The organism is Stutzerimonas tianxiuensis (assembly GCF_053470365.1).
The window spans coordinates 254,031-274,653 of record NZ_JBPVWS010000001.1 but is presented as its reverse complement, the minus strand read 5'-3'; the positions used below and the strand labels follow the sequence as shown (position 1 = coordinate 274,653).

The window sequence follows — 20,623 nt, the reverse complement described above, 5'->3', positions numbered from 1 at the left end:
ATGACGCCTACCGACGCCAAGCGCCCGCTACAGCTGAACGATAATGGTCAGTTGCGCCATTTCCTCTCGCTGGATGGCCTGCCCCGTGCCCTGCTAACTGAAATCCTGGACACTGCCGATTCGTTCCTCGAGGTCGGCGCCAGAGCGGTAAAAAAGGTACCGCTGTTGCGAGGCAAAACCGTTTGCAACGTGTTCTTCGAAAATTCGACGCGAACGCGCACCACCTTCGAGCTGGCGGCCAAGCGGCTCTCGGCGGACGTCATCACCCTGAACGTCTCGACCTCCTCGACCAGCAAGGGCGAAACACTTACCGACACCCTGCGCAACCTCGAAGCGATGGCCGCCGACATGTTCGTAGTGCGCCACGCTGATTCGGGCGCCGCCCACTTCATCGCTGAACATGTGTGCCCGGATGTAGCGGTCATCAACGGTGGCGATGGGCGCCATGCGCATCCGACCCAAGGCATGCTCGACATGCTCACCATTCGCCGGCACAAGGGTGACTTCGAAAAACTCTCGGTGGCCATTGTCGGCGACATCCTGCATTCGCGCGTAGCCCGCTCCAATATGCTCGCGCTGAAAACACTGGGCTGTCCCGACATTCGTGTCATAGGCCCGAAGACGCTGCTTCCCGTTGGCCTGGAACAGTACGGCGTGAACGTCTACCACGACATGAACGAAGGCCTGCGTGACGTCGATGTGGTGATCATGCTGCGTCTACAACGCGAACGCATGCAGGGCGGCCTGCTGCCCAGCGAGGGCGAGTTCTATCGCCTCTATGGCCTGACCACCCAGCGCATGGCGCTGGCCAAACCGGACGCTATCGTCATGCACCCCGGCCCGATCAACCGCGGCGTCGAGATCGAATCGGCGGTGGCCGACGGTGCCCAGTCGGTCATCCTCAACCAGGTCACCTATGGCATCGCGATTCGTATGGCGGTGCTGTCCATGGCGATGAGCGGGCAGACCGCACAACGGCAACTCGAACAGGAATACGCGGCCGAGGAGCAGAACTGATGCCTACCCATATCCTCGGTGCTCGCCTGATCGACCCGGCCAATGGACGCGACGAAATCACTGATATTTACTGTCAGGACGGCAAAATCATCGCTCTCGGCCAGGCGCCTTCGGGATTCAGCGCGGCAAAGACCATTGATGCACGCGGCTTGATTGCTGCGCCCGGCCTGGTCGACCTATCGGTGGCACTTCGCGAACCGGGCTATAGCCGCAAAGGCAACATTGCCAGCGAAACGCTTGCGGCAACCGCTGGCGGTATCACCAGTCTGTGCTGCCCACCTCAGACCAAGCCGGTACTGGACACCGCAGCAGTTGCCGAACTGATCCTCGACCGTGCCCGCGAGTCCGGCCATGCCAAGGTTTTCCCGATCGGCGCACTGACGCGCAACCTGGCAGGCGAACAACTATCGGAATTGGTCGCCCTCCGAGACGCAGGCTGCGTCGCCTTTGGCAATGGCCTGGCCAATTTCACCAGCAACCGCAACCTGGGCCGAGCGCTGGAATACGCTGCAACATTCGACCTCACCGTTGTCATCCATTCTCAGGACAGCGACCTGTCCGAGGGTGGCCTGGCCCATGAAGGCCCCGCCGCGGCCTTTCTCGGCCTGGCCGGGATTCCCGAAACGGCGGAAACCATCGCCCTGGCTCGTAACCTGCTGCTGGTGGAACAAGCTGGTGTGCGCGCGCACTTCAGCCAACTCACCACGGCCCGCGGCGCCCAGATGATTGCCGATGCACAAGCTCGTGGCCTGCCGGTCACCGCTGACGTGGCGATGTATCAGCTGATCCTCACCGACGAAGCGCTGCACGGCTTCTCAAGTCTCTACCATGTGCAGCCGCCTCTGCGCAGTGCCGGCGACCGTGAGGGCCTTCGTCAGGCGGTGAAGAGCGGTGTCATCTCGGTGATCTCGAGCCATCATCAACCGCATGAAGCGGACGCCAAGCAGGCCCCGTTCGGCGAGACCGAGGCGGGCATCAGCAGCGCCGAGATTCTCCTGCCTCTCGCCCTGACCCTGGTTGAAGACGGCCTGCTGGACCTGCCGACCTTGCTGGCTCGCCTGAGCAGCGGCCCGGCCGCGGCGCTGAAGCTGCCGGCCGGCCAACTGTCGATTGGCGGAGCCGCGGATTTGGTCCTTTTCGACCCGAGCAGTTCGACCCTGGCCGGCGAGCGCTGGCACTCGAAAGGCCGCAATTGCCCGTTCATCGGGCATTGCCTGCCCGGGGCCGTGCGCTACACCCTGGTTGACGGCCGAGTCGCCTTCCAAGGCTAGGCCGCTTACCCAGCCGTTCGCAGCCGAGCAGGGCTGCGAACGGTAAGCGTCTGATCACCGATCAATGCGTTTTTCCATGTTCTGCATCGACACCTGACTGTTCAGCGTCCAGAAGTCATAAAGGATGCCGACGAAAAACAGCCCACCGGTGCAAAGATAAATCAGCCCGGTGATCCATTTGCCTTGGTACATCCGGTGCACGCCGAATATCCCCAGAAAGGTCAGCAGAATCCAGGCGACGGTGTAGTCGATCGGACCAGGCTGGAAGCGCATGTCCGCTTCACGATCCATTGACGGAATCAGGAAAAGGTCGATGATCCAACCTACAAAAAACAATCCGAGCGTGAAGAACCAAATGGTGCCGGTGATCGGCTTGCCATAGTAGAAGCGGTGCGAGCCAAGAAAGCCGAAGATCCACAAAAGATAGCCAATCAGGGTGCTATGGGTGTTTTGACGCATCTGAGCCTCGCAGTCCGGTTTGGGTATTTCGTGAGCTTATCCGATTCCCACTCAATTGCAGCGCCTGCCGAGCGGACACCACGCACCTGAGCCGCCATGATACTGTATATCCAACCAGCACCATGGTGATCTATGCAATTGATCGAGAAGCTCAGCGTCCTGGCCGACGCCGCCAAATACGATGTGTCCTGTGCCAGCAGCGGCGCGCCCAAACGCAGCTCAAAAGGCCGCAGCGGACTTGGCGCCACGGATGGCATGGGCATCTGTCACAGCTTCACGCCGGACGGTCGCTGCGTCGCGCTGCTGAAGATTCTGCTGACCAACTTTTGCCTGTACGACTGCCAGTACTGCGTCAATCGGCGCTCCAGCGATGTTCCGCGAGCACGCTTCACTCCAGAAGAAGTGGTAACGCTGACACTGGACTTCTACCGCCGCAATTGCATCAGCGGCCTGTTTCTCAGCTCCGGGATCATCCGCTCGGCGGACTACACCATGGAGCAGCTCAACCGTGTGGCCAGGCTGTTACGCGAAGAGCACGAGTTTCGCGGCTACATCCATCTGAAAACGATTCCCGATGCCGACCCGCAACTTATCGCGGAGGCGGGCCGTTACGCTGACCGCCTCAGCGTCAACATCGAACTGCCGACCGAGGCCAGCCTGATCCGCCTGGCGCCAGAGAAACAGGTGGTGACCATCAAGCAGGCGATGCACGCCATTCATGAAGGCGAGACTGAAGCCAAAGCAGAACAGCGCGCACCACGCTTCGCACCGGCCGGTCAGAGTACGCAAATGATCGTCGGGGCTGACGCCACCGATGACAGCACCATTCTGCACACCGCCCAATCACTGTATGGCGACTTCAGACTGCGGCGCGTCTATTACTCCGCCTTTAGCCCCATCCCACATAGCCCCAAAACCGTGCCGGTTGAGGCACCGCCACTGCTGCGCGAGCATCGCCTGTATCAAGCGGACTTCCTGATGCGCGGCTATGGCTTCAAGGCCAGCGAATTGCTGGCGGGCCCAGGCAACCTGCCGCTGGACATCGATCCGAAGCTGGCCTGGGCGCTGTCCAATCGTGAGCATTTTCCAGTTGACCTGAATAGCGCCGAGCCGACACTGATCGCGCGCATCCCCGGTATCGGGATCCTGAGCGCCAAACGGCTGGTCGCCCTGCGTCGGCAGAAGCGCATCCGCTTCGAAGACCTGACACGGCTTCGCTGCTCGCTTGAAAAGGCTAAACCCTTTGTCATCACACAAGACTACCGACCAAGCCTTGCCAATCGGGAGTCTGCGACCTTGCGCCGGAGCCTCAGTGACGGCCCGGTACAAATGGGCCTGTGGTGATGCAGGTGCGGTTTGATGGGGGCTTTGATGGCTGGCGCGACAGGGCCCGTGAACTGCTCCAAAGCGGCGTCGCGCCGCATCAAGTCGAGTGGCTTGGCAAGGACGAGCTAGGTGGCTTGTTCGATGAGCCAGATACGTCCGAACCAGTCGATGCCGGACCGCCAGTTCGCATTCCGCGACAGCTGATCGATGAGCTCGAAAGTGCTGCCCGCTTTCGTACGGCAGATCGGTGGAGCTTGCTGTATCGCGTGCTCTGGCGGGTCGCAAAAGGCGATCAAACAGCCAGGCTGGTCGGCGACATCGACGGAACTGAGCTGCACGCACGGATCAAGGCCGTGCGCCGTGAAGCGCACCACATGCATGCCTTTCTGCGGTTCAGCCCGACAGGCTGCGGCGAGTCGCCGAACTATGCCGCCTGGTTCGAGCCTGCCCATGATGTTCTCGTAAGTGCAGCACCACACTTTGCAGAACGGATGGGGCTAAATTCCTGGCTGATCGCAACGCCAATCGATGCGGTGCTTTGGGATGGAGTGGTCATGCACCATGCCGCCGCGTGCCCGCCCGCCTGGCGACGGCTTGCGCAAAATGCGCAGGATCCAGGGGCGGAGCTGTGGAGGACCTATTACGAAAGCACCTTCAACCCAGCGCGGTTGAACCGCAACGTCATGGAAAGCAACTTACCGGTCCGATTCTGGAAGAACCTGCCGGAGGGCGCCCTAATTCCTCAACTGATGAGCCAAGCGCGCGCCGGAGCACAACGTGACGGTCAGGCCGAGCGCGTGGCCAACCAGCCAGGCAAGCGAATCAGCCGGCCTGGCTAGCCATATCAACGGAAGCTGCGTCCCGGATCGTCGTCGCTGACTTCCAACGTCAGCCCTTGTGAAACGCTGGTGAGGTGTTCACCGTCGGTTTCCGACCCCAGCTTGATCATCAGTCGCAGATCGTTGGAGGAGTCGGCATGCGCCAAGGCGTCTTCGTACGTGATCTCGCCCTGGACATAGAGGTTGTACAGCGCCTGATCAAAGGTCTGCATACCAAGGTCGGTGGAGCGTTTCATCAGCGACTTGAGCTCGTGAACCTCGCCCTTGCGGATCAGATCAGCCGCCAGCGGCGTGTTGATCAGCACCTCGATCACCGCGCGGCGGCCTTTGCCATCGGGCGTCGGGATCAGCTGTTGGGCAACGATGGCTTTGAGGTTCAGTGACAGGTCCATCCAGACCTGCTGCTGCCGATCGGCCGGGAAGAAGTTGATGATTCGGTCCAGCGCCTGGTTGGCGTTGTTGGCGTGCAGGGTCGCCAAACACAGGTGCCCGGTTTCAGCGAAGGCCACGGCATAGTCCATGGTCTCGCGGGTCCGCACTTCACCGATCAGGATCACATCCGGCGCCTGGCGCAGGGTGTTTTTCAGCGCCACATCGAAGGAATCCGTATCGATCCCCACTTCACGCTGGGTGACGATGCAGCTCTGGTGCTGGTGAATGAATTCGATCGGATCTTCGATGGAGATGATATGGCCGCTGGAATTCTTGTTGCGGTAGCCGATCATCGCGGCCAGCGAGGTGGATTTGCCGGTACCAGTCGCACCGACGAACAGCACCAGGCCGCGCTTGGTCATCGCCAGCTTTTTCAGCACTTCGGGAAGTTTCAGGTCTTCCAGCGTTGGAATGTTGGTTTCGATTCGGCGCAACACCATGCCGGCGAGGTTGCGCTGATAAAAGGCGCTGACCCTAAAACGGCCGATACCGCGCGCGCTGATGGCGAAGTTGCATTCGTGGTTCTCAGCGAATTCACGGCGCTGCTGCTCGTTCATCACCGCGTGTACCGTTTCGCGGGTCATTTCGGGCGACATCGGCGTTTTGTTCACCGGAAGGATCTTGCCGTTGACCTTCATTGAAGGCGGCACACCAGCGGTAATGAACAGATCGGAGCCGCCCTTTTCGACCATCAGGCGCAACAGTTTCTCGAATTCCATCGTCGTTCTCGTAGTCCGGGCGTAGCCGCGCAATGCAAAGCGAAGGGACCCGGCATAGCGCCAAGCCCCGATAGGTTTTAGAAGTTTTCCGGCTGCTTGGCTTTTTCCTTGGCGCTGTCGCGGGAGACCAGCCCCTTAGCCAACAAGCCTTTAAGGCAGGCATCCAGCGTTTGCATTCCCAGCGAGCCGCCGGTCTGGATAGACGAATACATCTGCGCCACCTTGTCTTCACGGATCAGATTTCGGATCGCTGGGGTGCCAATCATGATTTCGTGCGCCGCCACCCGACCACCGCCGACCTTTTTCAGCAGGGTCTGGGAAATCACGGCCTGCAGGGATTCCGACAACATCGAGCGGACCATGGACTTCTCTTCAGCCGGGAACACGTCGACTACCCGGTCGATGGTCTTGGCCGCCGAAGTGGTGTGCAGGGTGCCGAATACCAGGTGGCCGGTTTCCGCTGCAGTCAACGCGAGGCGGATGGTTTCCAGGTCGCGCATCTCGCCGACCAGAATGATGTCCGGGTCTTCACGCAGCGCCGAGCGCAGCGCTTCGGAGAAGCCGAGCGTGTCACGATGCACTTCACGCTGGTTGACCAGGCACTTCTTCGACTCGTGAACGAATTCGATGGGGTCCTCGATGGTGAGGATATGGTGATACTTGGTGTTGTTCAGGTAATCGAGCATCGCCGCCAGGGTGGTCGACTTGCCCGAACCGGTCGGCCCGGTGACCAGCACCAGCCCGCGTGGTACGTCGGTGATCTTGCGGAAGACTTCGCCCATGCCGAGGTCTTCCATGGTCAGCACCTTGGACGGAATGGTCCGGAATACTGCACCAGCACCGCGATTCTGGTTGAAGGCGTTGACCCGGAAGCGCGCCACACCAGGCACCTCGAACGAGAAGTCGGTCTCGAGAAACTCCTCGAAATCCTTGCGCTGCTTGTCGTTCATGATGTCGTAGATCAGCGCGTGCACCTGCTTGTGGTCCATCGCGGGGAGATTGATCCGGCGCACATCGCCGTCGACGCGGATCATCGGCGGCAAGCCGGAAGACAGGTGCAAATCCGACGCACCCTGCTTGGCACTGAAGGCCAGCAGCTCTGTGATATCCATGGGACTCCCCAATTACAAGCAAGCAGGTAGAATGCCGCGCAGACCCTAAGGTGGCAGGCGCAGGTAATGTCCACGATAGCGACGAATATTGCAAAGGTCGGAACGCGCATCCGTGAGGCGGCGCAAGCTGCAGAGCGCGATCCCGACGAGGTGCTGCTGCTTGCGGTGAGCAAGACCCAACCGGCCGAGGCCATCCGTGAGGCCAGCGAAGCGGGCCTGCACGATTTTGGTGAAAACTACCTGCAGGAAGCGCTGGAAAAACAGGCCGAACTCGCCGACCTACCGTTGGTTTGGCATTTCATCGGCCCCATCCAATCGAACAAGACCAAGCTGATCGCCGAGCATTTCGACTGGGTGCACTCGGTGGACCGTTTGAAAATCGCCCAGCGTCTTTCGGATCAGCGTCCCGACCACCTGGCGCCTTTGAACCTCTGCCTGCAGGTCAACGTCAGCGGTGAAGCCAGCAAGTCCGGCTGCGACCCGCAAGAGGCTCACGAACTGGCCCAGGCGATCGCCGCCTTACCTCGCCTGCACCTACGCGGCCTGATGGCGATACCCGAACCAACTGACGATCCAGCCGAGCAGCGCGCAGCGTTCGCCCGCCTACGCCAACTGCAGTCCGAGCTGCCGCTGGATCTGGACACCCTTTCCATGGGCATGAGCCAGGACCTGGAGGCAGCCATTGCCGAGGGCGCCACCTGGGTTCGCATAGGCACTGCCCTGTTCGGCGCCCGTGCCTACCCCTCGCAGGTGGCTGCAGACGCCCCACCGCATGACTAACAAGGAATCCCACATGAGCACTCCCCGTATCGCCTTCATCGGTGGCGGCAACATGGCCGCGAGCCTGATTGGCGGCCTACGCGCCCAAGGCATCCCGGCCTCCTCGATTTGCACCAGTGATCCCGGCGCCGACAAACGCAGCGAACTCGAAGCCGCTCATGGCATCGAGGCTTTTACCGACAACGCCCAGGCTGTTGCAGGCGCGGACGTAGTGGTCCTCGCGGTCAAACCGCAGGTGATGCAGGCGGTCTGCCGCGACCTGGCTGCACACCTGCAAGCGAATCAGCTGGTCGTCTCGATTGCCGCGGGCATCGATTGCGCCAGCCTGCAGGCTTGGCTGGGTGACATAACACCACGGGCCATCGTTCGCTGCATGCCGAACACCCCATCCCTGCTGCGTCAGGGTGTGAGCGGGCTGTTCGCCAATGATCAGGTGACCGATACGCAAAAGCAGCAAGCCGAACAGCTGTTGTCGGCGGTTGGACTGGCACTCTGGCTGGACAAGGAGTCGCTGATCGACGCCGTGACCGCCGTGTCGGGCAGCGGCCCGGCGTATTTCTTCCTAATGATCGAGGCGATGACCGCTGCGGGTGAGCGTATGGGCTTGCCGCGCGATACGGCCGCGCAGCTGACCATGCATACCGCGCTGGGGGCTGCACGAATGGCCTGCGAAAGCGATGTTGGAGCGGCCGAATTGCGACGTCGTGTCACCTCGCCGAACGGAACCACCGAAGCGGCGATCAAAGCCTTCCAAGCGGGCGGTTTCGAAAGCCTGGTTGAGCGAGCGATGACTGCAGCCGCACAACGCTCGGCCGAACTCGCCGAACAACTGGGCAACTAAGGAGCCTTCATGTCGCAACTCTCGCAAGCCCTGATCCTGATCGTCCAGACGCTGGGCAGCCTGTACCTGCTGATCGTCTTGCTGCGTTTCATCCTGCAGCTGGTCCGGGCAGACTTCTACAACCCGCTTAGCCAGTTCATTGTCCGCGCCACGCACCCGCTGCTCAAGCCGCTGCGCCGCATCATCCCCAGTATCGGCGGGCTGGACCTGTCCTCGCTGGTACTGGCGATCATCGTCCAGATCCTACTGATGGCGGCGATCCTGATGATCGCGTTCGGCACCATCGGAAACCCGCTGCAGCTTTTGGTCTGGGCCGTCATTGGCGTGACCGGGCTGTTCATCAACATCTTCTTCTACGCGCTTATCATCAGCGTGATCCTGTCCTGGGTCGCACCTGGCAGTCACAACCCGGGCGCCCAACTGGTCAGCCAGATCTGCGAACCGGCATTGGCACCCTTCCGCCGTCTGCTGCCAAGCATGGGTGGGCTGGATATCTCGCCGATTTTCGCGTTTCTGGCGATCAAGCTGATCGACATGCTGGTCATCAATAACCTGGCAATGATGACCCACATGCCCAACATCCTGCGCTCGCTTATCTGAGCCTGAAACCGCCTTAAGCCTTGTGCAGGCTTTGGGCGGTGGTTCACAAAAGGCTTGATTGACCCGCATCGGGTGGCAGGGATAATCGCCTCCTACGCCTTTCAGGAAGCACCACGACCATGGAACGACTCGACCGGCAGGTGGATGCCTATGTCTCCTGGAAACGCGACCTTATCCGCGAAATAACCCGTTACCGCAGCTGGCTGGCGCACAACCGGCTGAACTCGGAGGTGGTTGAAACCCGCCTGGACCGTTCGCTGAAACTGCTGCGCACCGACCATATAACCCTCGCGTTTGTCGGCGAGTATTCCCGCGGTAAGACGGAGCTGATCAACAGCCTGTTCTTCTCGGAGTATGGCCAGCGCATCCTGCCGTCGCGTGCCGGCCGGACCACCATGTGCCCGACCGAACTGTTCTTCGATCCCCGTGCGGAACGTTCGTACATTCGCCTGTTGCCGATCGAATCCCGCCTTGAAGACACCAGCATCGCCCAGCTCAAGCGCGCCCCACGCTTGTGGACAAACATTGCGCTGGATCCCACGAATCCTGACGCCATGGTCGAAGCGTTCGGTCAGGTAGCTTCCGCGAAATCCATGCCAGCCGAGCAGGCTATCCAGCTGGGCTTCCACCCCGATGTGCTGGAAGCGTCCGAAGTCAGCGGTGAAGTCTTGGTGCCGGCTTGGCGACACGCCATGGTCAGCTTCGACCATCCGCTACTGCGCCAAGGCCTGCGCATCCTCGATACACCCGGCCTCAACGCGCTCGGCAGCGAGCCGGAGCTGACGCTGTCGATGCTGCCTAACGCCCACGCGGTAATTTTCCTGCTGTCGGCCGATGCCGGCGTGACGGCCAGCGACATGGGTATCTGGCAACAGCACATTCGCCAGCTCAACGACGGTGGGCGAAACCGTCTGTTTGCCGTGTTGAACAAGATCGATGTTCTGTGGGACGACGTCTCCGGTGAGACCTTTGTCAGTGAGGCGATTCAACGGATGCAGGCCGCTACGGCGCAACAGTTGGGCATCGCTGTGGAGGATGTGCTTCCCCTCTCAGCCAAGCAGGCCCTGCTGGCCAAGATTCGCGGCGATCAAAGTCTGCTCGAGCGCAGTCAACTGGTTGCACTGGAACATCTGCTCAGCGAGCGCATCCTTGCCCAGAAGGAGCATCTGCTGGAACAACAGGTGGTGCGCCAGGTGCTAGCCTTGCTGCAGAACAGCCAGCATATCCTGACCCAGCGGCTGGCCAAGGTTCGCGAGCAATGCCAACTGCTCGATAGCCATCGCCAGGACAGCGGCCAGATGCTCCTCGAGCTGACGGCCCGTACCCGCCATGACCATAACCAGCACCACAAGCGTCTGCTGCAGCTGAAAACCAACCAGCGTCTACTGCAACGCCAGGGCGAGCTTCTGCGTTCGACGGTGCGCCCGGACCGGCTCGAGGAACACCTCTCGCGCCTGCGACGCAGCCTGACCGGCAGCCTGACCACCCTGGGAATCAACCTCAGCATCGTGCATTTTTTCCGCTCGGTAGAACAGGATATCGCTGCGCTTGAGCACGAGGCGGCATTGGCCAACAAGATGGTCTCGGCCATCTACAGGCGCCATAACGACGAAAATCCGCTACACGGCGTGGACGCCCCGCTGTTCCGTCTGGCGCAGTACCAGAAAGAACTCAAGGATCTGCAAAGCAAGGCCGACCAGTTCCGCCTGCAGCTCAAGACGCTGCTCACCGAGCAGCGCACCTTGACCCGTCGCTTCTTCGCCACCCTTGTTCAGGAGGTGGTCGCCATGCATCAGCGCTTACGCCAGGAAGCCGAGCATTGGGCCAATGAAGCGCTGCTGCCGCTGATGCAGCATTCGCTGGAACACAAGCAGCAATTGGAAGCACACATGCTGCGCCTCAAGAGCCTGGCGCAGGATAGCCAGCAAAGCAGCCAGCGCGGGCGCGCGCTCGCGCGGTACAGCCTTGAGCTGGAGCAACAGCTGGCCCAGGCGGGTGAAATGCTGCGAGTGCTGCGAAAACCGGCACCGATTCGCCGCCAAGGCAAGGTCGTCAGCCTTACCAGCGCCAACTTGGGCTGACACCGGCGTTGCGATTGAGGATGAATTGAGGCGCGCTAACCTTTAGACTTTGCCGCCTTCTTCCAGTACGAGCCAGGGTCGATGCCCACAGCTATCCCAACCGATTCCGTTGGTCTGGTGAGTCCGAAGGTCGCGCATTTCGCCGAGCCGCTGGCACTCGCCTGTGGCCGCACGCTGAACGATTACCAGCTGATCTACGAAACCTACGGCGAGCTCAACGCCTCGTGCAGCAATGCCGTGCTCATCTGCCACGCGCTGTCAGGCCATCACCACGCCGCCGGTTACCATGACGCGGAAGACCGCAAACCGGGGTGGTGGGACAGCTGCATCGGTCCGGGCAAAGCCATCGACACCAACCGTTTCTTTGTAGTCAGCCTGAACAACCTCGGCGGCTGCAATGGCTCAACGGGCCCCAGCAGCATCAATGCAGCCACGGGCAAACCTTATGGCGCGGATTTCCCGGTTGTTACTGTCGAGGACTGGGTCAACAGCCAGGCCCGCCTGGCCGACATGCTCGGCATTGAGCAGTGGGCTGCTGTAGTCGGTGGCAGCCTAGGCGGCATGCAGGCCATGCAATGGACCATGAGTTACCCCGAGCGCGTGCGTAATTGCGTGGCGATTGCTTCTGCACCCAAGCTGTCAGCGCAGAACATTGCGTTCAATGAGGTCGCGCGCCAGGCCATCCTCTCCGATCCAGAGTTTCATGGCGGCCACTTTCAAGAGAAGGGCGTGATTCCCAAGCGGGGCCTGATGCTGGCACGCATGGTCGGCCACATCACTTACCTGTCCGACGACGCCATGGGCACCAAGTTTGGTCGTGGGCTCAAGAGCGAGAAGCTGAACTACGATTTCAACAGCGTAGAATTTCAGGTCGAAAGCTATCTTCGTTATCAGGGCGAAGAGTTCTCCGGCCGCTTCGATGCCAATACTTACCTGCTGATGACCAAGGCGCTGGATTATTTCGACCCGGCCGCAGCCTACGAAGATGACCTGGCCAAGGCCCTGTCGACGGCTAAGGCAGACTTCTGCGTGATTTCGTTTACCACCGACTGGCGCTTCTCGCCTGAGCGCTCGCACGAAATCGTCGACGCGCTGATGGCGGCGCGCAAAAACGTCTGTTACTTGGAGATCGACGCTCCTCAGGGCCATGACGCCTTCCTGATTCCGATCCCTCGTTATCTACAGGCCTTTCGCGGTTACATGAACCGCATCGCCGTATAAGGAACCCATATGCGCGCCGACCTGGACATCATCCAAGACTGGATCCCGGCGGGGAGCCGCGTGCTCGACCTGGGCTGCGGCAACGGTGACCTGCTGGCCTGGCTTCGGGACAACAAGCAGGTCAGCGGCTATGGCCTGGAAATCGACCCGGACAACATTGCCGCCTGCGTCGAGAAAGGTGTCAACGTCATCGAGCAAGACCTCGACAAGGGCCTCGGCAACTTCGCCAGTGATAGCTTCGACATGGTTGTCATGACCCAGGCGCTGCAAGCGGTCCACTACCCGGACAAGCTGCTCAAGGAAATGCTACGGGTCGGCCGCGAATGCATCATCACCTTCCCCAACTTCGGTCACTGGCGCTGCCGCTGGTACCTGGCCAGCAAAGGCCGCATGCCGGTGTCGGATTTTCTGCCCTACACCTGGTACAACACGCCGAACATTCACTTCTGCACCTTCGAGGACTTCGAGCGACTGTCCCACGAACTCGGCGCACGGGTGCTTGAGCGCCTGGCCGTGGATCGCCATCACAAGCACGGCATGGCGAGTCGCTTGTGGCCTAATCTGATTGGTGAAATCGGTATCTATCGTGTCACCGGAGCCGTCCGCTGACCGCTATTGCTGGAGGTAACTCATGAAATCTAGCTTGTTATGCCTGCTCGCCCTGCTATTCGCTTTGCCCGCCGTGGCCGAGCGCAAACACAGCGTCGGCGAATACGATGTGCACTACATCGCTTTCAATTCCGGCTTCCTGCAGCCTGACATCGCCGCCGCAGCTGGCCTGGTGCGCAGCAAGACTCAAGGCGTGCTCAACATATCGGTGCTCAAGTCCGGCAAACCGACCGCAGCGCAGGTCAGTGGCACGGTGAAAAACCTCCTCGGACAGGATTACACCCTGAACTTCAAGCAGTTGAAAGAAGGCGAGCAGGCCATCTACTACCTGGCTCAGTTCCCCTTCGACTCGCAAGAAACCCTGCGCTTCAACCTGAACGTGCAGCCTGCCGGCGCCCCGGCGATCAACTTCGACTTCAGCCAAGAAGTCTTCCCGGACGAATGATGCTTTTCAACGAACTGGTGCTGGCCAGCCATAACACCGGCAAGCTCAAGGAGCTGCAGGCCATGCTCGGCGACGCCGTGCGTGTGCGCTCGATTGGTGAATTCAGCGACATCGAACCAGAGGAAACCGGGCTTTCCTTTGTCGAGAACGCCATTCTCAAAGCACGCAACGCGGCGCGCATATCCGGCCTGCCGGCGCTGGCCGATGATTCCGGGCTGGCTGTGGATCATCTGGGCGGCGCACCCGGCATCTACTCGGCACGCTACGCCAATGGCCAGGGCGATGCGGCAAACAATGCCAAACTGCTCGATGCCCTGAAGGACGTGCCGGACGCCGGACGTGGCGCACAGTTCGTCTGCGCGCTGGCACTGCTGCGGCATGCTGATGATCCACTGCCGATTCTCTGTGAAGGACTCTGGCAGGGCCGCATTCTGCACAGAGCCCAAGGGGAGCATGGCTTCGGTTACGACCCGCTGTTCTGGGTGCCGGAACGTGACTGCTCCAGCGCTGAGCTGGCACCGAAGGACAAGAACCAGCTCAGCCACCGCGCCCGCGCCATGGCCCTGCTCAAGCAGCGGCTGGGGATCGCATGACCGCAGTTCCCAGCGGCGGCGCTCCGGAGCCGCCTGCGGCATCGCGCCTGGGATTGCCGCCGCTGGCGGCGTACGTTCACATTCCCTGGTGCGTGCGCAAATGCCCGTACTGCGACTTCAACTCCCATGCTGCCGGTGCCTCGCTGCCCGAGGACGCTTATGTCGACGCGCTGCTGGCTGACCTGGATGCCGATCTGGAGCAGATCCAGAGCCGCCGGCTGACGTCGATCTTTTTCGGCGGCGGCACGCCGAGCCTGTTCTCTGCCAGCGCACTGGAGCGAATCCTTGACGGCATGCGGCAGCGGGTCGGGTTCGCCGAGGACATCGAAATTACCTTGGAGGCCAACCCCGGCACTTTCGAACAGGCAAAATTCCGTGACTATCGCAGTCTGGGCATCAACCGCTTGTCGATCGGCGTCCAGAGCTTCCAGCCCGCCAAGCTGGAGGCCCTCGGTCGTATCCATGATGGCGACGAAGCGATCCGGGCCGCCGACATGGCGCGCGCGGCGGGCTTCGACAACTTCAATCTGGACCTGATGCATGGCCTGCCTGAGCAGAGCCTGGAGGACGCGCTGAGCGACTTGCGCATTGCCATTGCCCAGCAGCCAACGCACCTGTCCTGGTACCAGCTTACGGTCGAGCCGAACACCGAGTTCTGGAACAAGCCGCCCCGATTGCCGGAAGACGAAACCCTCTGGGACATCCAGGAAGCCGGACAGGCGCTGCTCGCCGAACACGGCTATCGCCAGTATGAAACCTCGGCTTATGCGCAACCGGGTCGGCAGGCGCGGCACAACCTCAATTACTGGACCTTCGGCGACTTCCTCGGCCTCGGTGCGGGTGCCCATGGAAAGTGGACCGCAGCAGACGGCGAGATCTACCGGCACTGGAAAACCCGCCTGCCCAAAGACTATCTCGACCCGGACAAACGCTTCCGTGCGGGCCACAAGCAGCTCGCACGGGACGAATTACCCTTCGAATTCCTGATGAACGTGCTGCGCCTCACCGACGGCGTGCCTTCATTGATGTTCACTCAGCGCACCGGCCTCTCGTTGGGCCTGCTGGCCGCCGGACGACTCGACGCTGAAGCGCGCGGCCTGCTGGAACCTGACCCGCAGCGGCTGGTGGCTACCGCCAAAGGCCAGCTTTTTCTCAACGACCTGTTGCAACTTTTCCTGCCCTAAGGACCCTGCATGGATCTCGTACTGGACCTCATCGCCACCTTGTCGCGCTGGAGTCGCCACCACCTGTTTGATATCTCCCTGGCGATCATGGCCACGCTGTTTGTCCTGTTCGGCCCCGCCTTGAATGCGTGGGTGCAGAAAAACATCGGCGGACTCAACTTCGTCCTTCGAACACTGGCCTTTGTGATCTTCTGCGCGCTGGTCTACGGTCTAGGCATCATCTATCTCAGCCCTTGGCTGGCTAAGGGCTTGGCGCAGTTCAACAACTACACCCTGGCGCCGGTACTGCTGCTGGTGTTGTTCATTATCGGCGTCGTCGCCGACCGCAACTGATCAAGCAAAGCCGCCAGATCCAGGCGCAAAAAAGCCGCCATTAGGCGGCTTCTTGTTTACTGGCACTCTGTCAGTTGCCACCACGACGCAGCGCTGCCGGCGAGAAGTCACGCGGACCAAGCCTGGCGCCGAAGTCATACATCGGCTCGTTGTTATCCAACCCATCGACGAAGTAGTTGCCCTCTTTAAGGTGGTATAGCGTTTCGACCGTGCTGTTGAACATCGGAAGCTCGTAGTAACTGATCGGATGGCTCTCCTGCAGGCCGATCAGCTCCCCCTGTTCGTCGTACAGGTCGACCGCCAGGATCGACCAGCTGTCCTCATCGACATAGAACCGGCGCTTGCTATAGGGATGGCTGTAGCCCTTGCGTAGAGTGGCATCGACGACCCAGACCCGATGCAACTCATAGCGCAGCAGTTCCGGATTCAAGGTACGCGGACCGACGATGTTGTCGTAGGGAATGCCCTGCTGGTGGACCGCGTAGCTGTTGTACGGCACCAGCATTTCGCGCTTGGCGACCAGCTTCCACTCATAGCGGTCCGGTGCGCCGTTGAAGGAATCCACCACATCCGCTGTGGCCAGACCGCTGGTGTCGGGCTGCAGCGAATCGTAAGCGAGCGACGGCAGCCGCCGAACGCGGCGGTCAGCCGGGCTGTAGCGCCAGGCCTTGCGCACCGCCAGGACCTGATCGAGCGGGTCCTGAACCACCAGAGCAGTTCCCGAGAGCTTGGCCGGCGCGGTCACACGGTATTTGTAGTACAGCGAAGTATTGTCCAGGTCGGCCTGGGTCATGCCTTCACGGTTGTAGACGTAGTAGATCTCGCGATCACGTTTGATATAGGTCGGGCTGCCGTTGATGACGACGGCCTGATTGTTGACGAAGTGAGTCTGGTCGCCTTTGTAGTGCAAGACATGGTTCCAGATCACTTCCATCCCGTCCTGAGGGATGGGAAATGGAATGCCAGCGAAGGCACCCTTGATCCCGTTGCCGTTGGCAATCAACTCGGCATTGACCGCGTTCAGCCGTGTAGCGTCATAAATGCGCTGCGGGTTGCTGGCGCTGCGACGTGTTGGAAATACCCGCAGGTGGAAGTCAGGATACTGTTCGACCAGCGCTCGCAGACCCTCTGGCAGCAAGGCAGCGTACTGCCCGACGTTGCTCTGATCCACTTGGTAGAGCACCGGGTCTGCCGCATAAGGGTCCGGGTGGTGCATGCCCACTTCGTAGCCTGCCGGTGGCTGCACGCCCCCCGTCCAGGCCGGAATGGTGCCAGCGGCGTTGCCAGCGCGCTCGGCACCCAGCGGGGTCAGATCCTGGCCGAGGCGCACAGCCTGCATGTCGTCGACCTTGGCTTGAGCCTGGCTGGCGCAGGCCGCCAGCAGCAGAATTCCGAATTTTCTGTACATCTGTTTGCTCCTTGCAGCGCGGCTGGCGCGGCAGATGACGGCTCTGACCCGCAGGCAGAGCGCTCGTTGAGGCGTTGGGAATCGTGCCTTCCTGGCATTTCTCGTTATTGGATCGTCCCTGGGCCGCTGGGTCGCGGCTCTGCCGGATGTAACGGTGACGCGTATTTCAATGGATCAGTCGATGCGCTCGAACTTGAGGTCCCAGACGCCGTGGCCTAGTCGCTCACCGCGCCGCTCGAACTTGGTCGTTGGACGCTCCGAGGGACGCTCGATGTAGCTGCCACTCGTGGCCTGGTTACGATAACCAGGTGCAACGCTCATGACCTCAAGCATGTGCTCCGCATAGGCTTCCCAGTCGGTCGCCATGTGCAACACACCACCGACCTTGAGTTTCTGCCGTACCAGTTCGGCGAATGCCGGCTGGACGATGCGCCGCTTGTGGTGGCGACTTTTGTGCCAGGGATCGGGGAAAAACAGCAGGACCCGATCCAGGCTGGCATCGGGGACGCATTCACGCAGCACTTCGAGCGCATCGCAACTGTAGATGCGTACGTTGTTCAGATTTTGTGACAGAAGTCCGCTTAGCAGCGCCCCTACGCCTGGCGAGTGCACTTCAACCGCAATGAAGTCCTGCTCAGGAGCCGCCGCGGCCATTTCCAGGGTGGAGTGGCCCATTCCAAAGCCGATCTCGAACGTACGCGGTGCCTGTCGCCCGAAGACCTCATCGAAATCTCGCAGGCCGTCCGCCAGCTCCAGACCGAACCGGGGCCAGCCCTGATCCAGACCACGCTGCTGCCCTTCGGTCATGCGACCTGCACGCATCACGAAGCTCTTGATGGTGCGCATGCGCCGTTGGCCCTCGGCTGGGGTTGGAATGTCACTCATGAACGAACCTACAGTTAAAAAAGGCTGGCCGCGTGATCGAGCGATCACGCGGCCAGAAACAGGAAAGGGAGAACTAGCGAATCAGGCCTTCCAGAGGCGAGGAGGCGCTGGCATAGAGCTTCTTCGGCATGCGGCCGGCCAGATAGGCCAGGCGGCCAGCGTCAATCGCGTATTTCATCGCCTCAGCCATCAGCACCGGATTCTGCGCATGGGCAATCGCGCTATTCATGAGTACGGCTTCGCAGCCGAGCTCCATGGCGATGGTCGCGTCGGAGGCAGTGCCTACCCCGGCGTCAACCAGAACTGGAACCTTGGCCTCTTCAAGAATGATGCGCAGGTTGTATGGATTGCAGATACCCAACCCCGTACCAATCAGACCAGCCAGGGGCATGACCGCGATGCAACCCATCTCGGCCAGCTGACGGGCGATGATCGGGTCGTCGCTGGTGTACACCATGACGTCGAAACCATCCTTGACCAGCACTTCCGCGGCCTTGAGGGTTTCAATCACGTTGGGGAACAGAGTCTTCTGATCCGCCAGTACTTCCAGCTTGACCAGCTTGTGCCCATCGAGCAGTTCACGGGCCAGGCGGCAGGTGCGCACGGCCTCTTCGGCGTCATAGCAGCCAGCAGTGTTCGGCAGGATCGTGTAGCGGTCCGGCGAGATCACATCCAGCAGATTGGGCTCGCCTGGGTTCTGGCCGATGTTGGTACGGCGCACCGCAACGGTGACGATCTGCGCACCGGAAGCTTCGATGGCGGCTCGGGTCTCGTCGAGATCTTTGTATTTACCGGTGCCTACCAGCAGGCGCGACTGATAGGTGCGGCCCGCAAGCGTGAAGGGTTTGTCGTGCGGAACTGGGCTCATGCGACCATCCTGTACAGATCAATGAAGCGTGAAATACGCCGCTGCACGGGCGACGTCCGGGAATTATCGACGCGGCGGGCTCGTCAGCCGCCGCCAATCGCATGTACGACTTCAATCTGGTCGCCCTCGACCAGCGTCGTCGCGGCATGTTGGCTACGCGGCACGATCTCGCGATTGAGCTCGACCGCCAGTCTGCGCCCAGTCAGCTCCAGGCGCTGCAGCAGATCGGCCACCGACTGACCGTCAGGGAGCTCGAAGCGCTCACCGTTCAACTGGATGTGCATAGTGATCGCCACCATTGCAAAAGGGCCAGCATTCTAGCCCGATCGACTCGGTCCACCAAGGCAGCCGCAGCCACCATTCATCTCCGCCGCATGCATGCGGTCCGCATTAGACGCGCAGGTTCCAGGCGGCCACCATCAAACAGATCCAGCCGGCCAGAAACGCCGTGCCACCGATGGGTGTGATGATTCCAAGCTTGCCGACGCCCGTCAGGGTCAGCAGATAGAGGCTGCCGGAAAACAGCAGGATACCCAGCGTAAACAAGCCTCCTGCGGCGACCAGCAGACGGCTCGGCGCATGCAGCGCCAGCAAGGCGATGCCGAATAACGCCAACGCGTGGATCAGTTGGTAGTGCACGCCGGTCTGAAACACGGCGAGGTAGTCAACAGCCAGACGACTTTTCAATCCATGGGCTGCAAAGGCGCCAAGCGCGACGCCAGTCAAGCCGAAGAATCCAGCTAGCATAAGAAACGGGCGAATCATTCGGGGGCCTTCCGGTCAGGGACTGTATGCACCGTTATAATGCCCGTTCTCCCCGGTTGCGACCACGCCCCATGCTTCGAGCCCTGCTACGCCGACTCACCAAACTGCTGCTATGGCTGACGGCTTTGTCCGTATTGCTGGTGCTGGTGCTGCGGTGGGTGCCGCCGCCCTTCACTGCGCTGATGGTTGAACGCAAGATCGAATCCTGGACCAGCGGTGAAAGCGTTGACCTGCAACGCAACTGGCGGCCTTGGAAAGAACTGCCGGACGACCTGAAAATGTCGGTCATCGCAGCCGAAGACCAGAAATTCGCCGACCACTGGGGCTTCGATATCGCCGCGATTCGCGCCGCATTCGAGCACAACGAACGTGGCGGCTCGCTCCGTGGCGCCAGCACCCTGAGCCAGCAAGTGGCGAAGAACCTGTTTCTCTGGTCCGGACGCAGCTGGCTGCGCAAGGGACTGGAAGTCTGGTTCACCGGCTGGATAGAACTGCTGTGGCCGAAACAGCGGATTCTCGAGGTCTATCTGAACAGCGTCGAATGGGGCAATGGGATATTCGGCGCCGAAGCCGCTGCGCAGCATCATTTCGGCATTGGCGCACCCTACCTGTCTGCCAGCCAGGCCAGCCAGCTGGCCGCTGTACTGCCCAATCCTCGCGAGTGGAATGCCGGTCGACCCGGTCCGCATGTGCGCAGTCGCGCCGCCTGGATACGGAAGCAGGTGAGGCAACTGGGCGGCAGCGGATACCTGAACAAACTATCAGCGAGTCAGTCACGCTGAAGGCAACCCGAAACATACCGTGACGGGCCGGCTTTAGAGCTCGCCCAGCCACC

The 20,623-nt window shown here is 60.9% G+C and carries 23 protein-coding genes; 15 read left to right on the top strand and 8 right to left on the bottom strand.

Annotated elements, in window-relative coordinates:
* Both ACSSNI_RS01150 and ACSSNI_RS01145 read left to right on the top strand, forming a co-directional pair.
* Entirely contained in the window at window positions 1-1,017 is a 1,017-nt protein-coding gene (locus ACSSNI_RS01150) for an aspartate carbamoyltransferase catalytic subunit (protein ID WP_148925467.1), read from the top strand.
* Window positions 1,017-2,288 (top strand): dihydroorotase, encoded by a 1,272-nt coding sequence (locus tag ACSSNI_RS01145; RefSeq protein WP_200639973.1) that lies wholly within the window; start codon window positions 1,017-1,019, stop codon window positions 2,286-2,288. Before ACSSNI_RS01150 ends, ACSSNI_RS01145 begins: the two co-directional genes overlap by 1 nt.
* 54 nt (window positions 2,289-2,342) lie before the next feature.
* On the opposite strand, the gene ACSSNI_RS01140 is transcribed toward ACSSNI_RS01145, so the two are convergent.
* The gene (locus ACSSNI_RS01140) at window positions 2,343-2,747 is read right to left on the bottom strand and encodes an NINE protein (RefSeq protein ID WP_159966902.1); all 405 of its coding nucleotides are present in this window, start codon (window positions 2,745-2,747) and stop codon (window positions 2,343-2,345) included.
* A gap of 132 nt (window positions 2,748-2,879) precedes the next feature.
* Here ACSSNI_RS01140 and ACSSNI_RS01135 point away from each other — a divergent pair, with 132 nt between their 5' ends.
* A complete protein-coding gene (locus ACSSNI_RS01135; RefSeq protein ID WP_200639974.1) occupies window positions 2,880-4,091 on the top strand; it encodes a putative DNA modification/repair radical SAM protein in 1,212 nt (403 codons plus the stop codon).
* Window positions 4,088-4,912 carry a TIGR03915 family putative DNA repair protein gene (locus tag ACSSNI_RS01130; protein ID WP_200639975.1) on the top strand — a complete coding sequence of 275 codons (825 nt, stop codon included), beginning with the start codon at window positions 4,088-4,090 and terminating at the stop codon, window positions 4,910-4,912. The genes ACSSNI_RS01135 and ACSSNI_RS01130 overlap by 4 nt, the downstream gene beginning before the upstream one ends.
* Before the next feature lie 5 nt (window positions 4,913-4,917).
* On the opposite strand, the gene ACSSNI_RS01125 is transcribed toward ACSSNI_RS01130, so the two are convergent.
* Together ACSSNI_RS01125 and ACSSNI_RS01120 are read right to left on the bottom strand one after the other, a co-directional pair.
* On the bottom strand, window positions 4,918-6,063 hold the full coding sequence (locus ACSSNI_RS01125; protein WP_200639976.1) for a PilT/PilU family type 4a pilus ATPase: 1,146 nt from the start codon (window positions 6,061-6,063) through the stop codon (window positions 4,918-4,920).
* Window positions 6,064-6,140: 77 nt separating this feature from the next.
* Window positions 6,141-7,175 (bottom strand): type IV pilus twitching motility protein PilT, encoded by a 1,035-nt coding sequence (locus tag ACSSNI_RS01120; RefSeq protein WP_102836663.1) that lies wholly within the window; start codon window positions 7,173-7,175, stop codon window positions 6,141-6,143.
* 66 nt (window positions 7,176-7,241) lie between these two features.
* Here ACSSNI_RS01120 and ACSSNI_RS01115 point away from each other — a divergent pair, with 66 nt between their 5' ends.
* The 10 genes from ACSSNI_RS01115 (at window position 7,242) to ACSSNI_RS01070 (ending at window position 15,862) form a co-directional block, all read left to right on the top strand.
* Window positions 7,242-7,955, top strand: a complete 714-nt coding sequence (locus ACSSNI_RS01115) for a YggS family pyridoxal phosphate-dependent enzyme (RefSeq protein ID WP_200639977.1) — start codon at window positions 7,242-7,244, stop codon at window positions 7,953-7,955.
* Between the two features lie 13 nt (window positions 7,956-7,968).
* On the top strand, window positions 7,969-8,796 hold the full coding sequence (gene proC, locus ACSSNI_RS01110; RefSeq protein WP_200639978.1) for a pyrroline-5-carboxylate reductase: 828 nt from the start codon (window positions 7,969-7,971) through the stop codon (window positions 8,794-8,796).
* Window positions 8,797-8,805: 9 nt separating this feature from the next.
* Complete coding sequence (locus ACSSNI_RS01105) at window positions 8,806-9,396, top strand: YggT family protein (RefSeq protein ID WP_102836660.1); 591 nt, start codon at window positions 8,806-8,808, stop codon at window positions 9,394-9,396.
* Window positions 9,397-9,515: 119 nt separating this feature from the next.
* Entirely contained in the window at window positions 9,516-11,477 is a 1,962-nt protein-coding gene (locus ACSSNI_RS01100; RefSeq protein ID WP_200639979.1) for a dynamin-like GTPase family protein, read from the top strand.
* A gap of 81 nt (window positions 11,478-11,558) precedes the next feature.
* Window positions 11,559-12,698 carry a homoserine O-succinyltransferase MetX gene (metX, locus tag ACSSNI_RS01095; RefSeq protein ID WP_102836658.1) on the top strand — a complete coding sequence of 380 codons (1,140 nt, stop codon included), beginning with the start codon at window positions 11,559-11,561 and terminating at the stop codon, window positions 12,696-12,698.
* Window positions 12,699-12,707: 9 nt separating this feature from the next.
* Window positions 12,708-13,307, top strand: coding sequence for a methionine biosynthesis protein MetW (gene metW / locus ACSSNI_RS01090; RefSeq protein ID WP_159966896.1), 600 nt, complete (start codon window positions 12,708-12,710; stop codon window positions 13,305-13,307).
* Window positions 13,308-13,329: 22 nt separating this feature from the next.
* Window positions 13,330-13,752, top strand: coding sequence for a DUF4426 domain-containing protein (locus tag ACSSNI_RS01085; RefSeq protein WP_148925476.1), 423 nt, complete (start codon window positions 13,330-13,332; stop codon window positions 13,750-13,752).
* Window positions 13,749-14,345 (top strand): RdgB/HAM1 family non-canonical purine NTP pyrophosphatase, encoded by a 597-nt coding sequence (gene rdgB / locus ACSSNI_RS01080; RefSeq protein ID WP_148925477.1) that lies wholly within the window; start codon window positions 13,749-13,751, stop codon window positions 14,343-14,345. The genes ACSSNI_RS01085 and rdgB overlap by 4 nt, the downstream gene beginning before the upstream one ends.
* On the top strand, window positions 14,342-15,529 hold the full coding sequence (gene hemW, locus ACSSNI_RS01075; RefSeq protein WP_200639980.1) for a radical SAM family heme chaperone HemW: 1,188 nt from the start codon (window positions 14,342-14,344) through the stop codon (window positions 15,527-15,529). Before rdgB ends, hemW begins: the two co-directional genes overlap by 4 nt.
* 9 nt (window positions 15,530-15,538) lie before the next feature.
* Window positions 15,539-15,862: a DUF3392 domain-containing protein gene (locus ACSSNI_RS01070; protein WP_159966892.1), complete on the top strand. Its 324-nt coding sequence runs from the start codon at window positions 15,539-15,541 to the stop codon at window positions 15,860-15,862.
* Window positions 15,863-15,932: 70 nt separating this feature from the next.
* Here the strand turns inward: ACSSNI_RS01070 and ACSSNI_RS01065 are convergent, their stop codons facing one another.
* The 5 genes from ACSSNI_RS01065 to ACSSNI_RS01045 form a co-directional block, all read right to left on the bottom strand.
* A complete protein-coding gene (locus tag ACSSNI_RS01065) occupies window positions 15,933-17,270 on the bottom strand; it encodes a DUF1329 domain-containing protein (protein WP_200639981.1) in 1,338 nt (445 codons plus the stop codon).
* A 174-nt stretch (window positions 17,271-17,444) separates the two neighbouring features.
* Complete coding sequence (gene trmB, locus ACSSNI_RS01060; protein ID WP_102836652.1) at window positions 17,445-18,155, bottom strand: tRNA (guanosine(46)-N7)-methyltransferase TrmB; 711 nt, start codon at window positions 18,153-18,155, stop codon at window positions 17,445-17,447.
* A 73-nt stretch (window positions 18,156-18,228) separates the two neighbouring features.
* On the bottom strand, window positions 18,229-19,023 hold the full coding sequence (locus ACSSNI_RS01055) for a thiazole synthase (protein ID WP_073299185.1): 795 nt from the start codon (window positions 19,021-19,023) through the stop codon (window positions 18,229-18,231).
* A gap of 83 nt (window positions 19,024-19,106) precedes the next feature.
* Window positions 19,107-19,307 (bottom strand): sulfur carrier protein ThiS, encoded by a 201-nt coding sequence (thiS, locus tag ACSSNI_RS01050; RefSeq protein ID WP_148925481.1) that lies wholly within the window; start codon window positions 19,305-19,307, stop codon window positions 19,107-19,109.
* Window positions 19,308-19,413: 106 nt separating this feature from the next.
* The gene (locus ACSSNI_RS01045) at window positions 19,414-19,788 is read right to left on the bottom strand and encodes a DUF423 domain-containing protein (RefSeq protein ID WP_200639982.1); all 375 of its coding nucleotides are present in this window, start codon (window positions 19,786-19,788) and stop codon (window positions 19,414-19,416) included.
* Between the two features lie 71 nt (window positions 19,789-19,859).
* Between ACSSNI_RS01045 and mtgA the strand changes: the two genes are divergently transcribed.
* On the top strand, window positions 19,860-20,570 hold the full coding sequence (gene mtgA / locus ACSSNI_RS01040) for a monofunctional biosynthetic peptidoglycan transglycosylase (RefSeq protein ID WP_200639983.1): 711 nt from the start codon (window positions 19,860-19,862) through the stop codon (window positions 20,568-20,570).
* The last annotated feature ends 53 nt before the right edge of the window (window positions 20,571-20,623 follow it).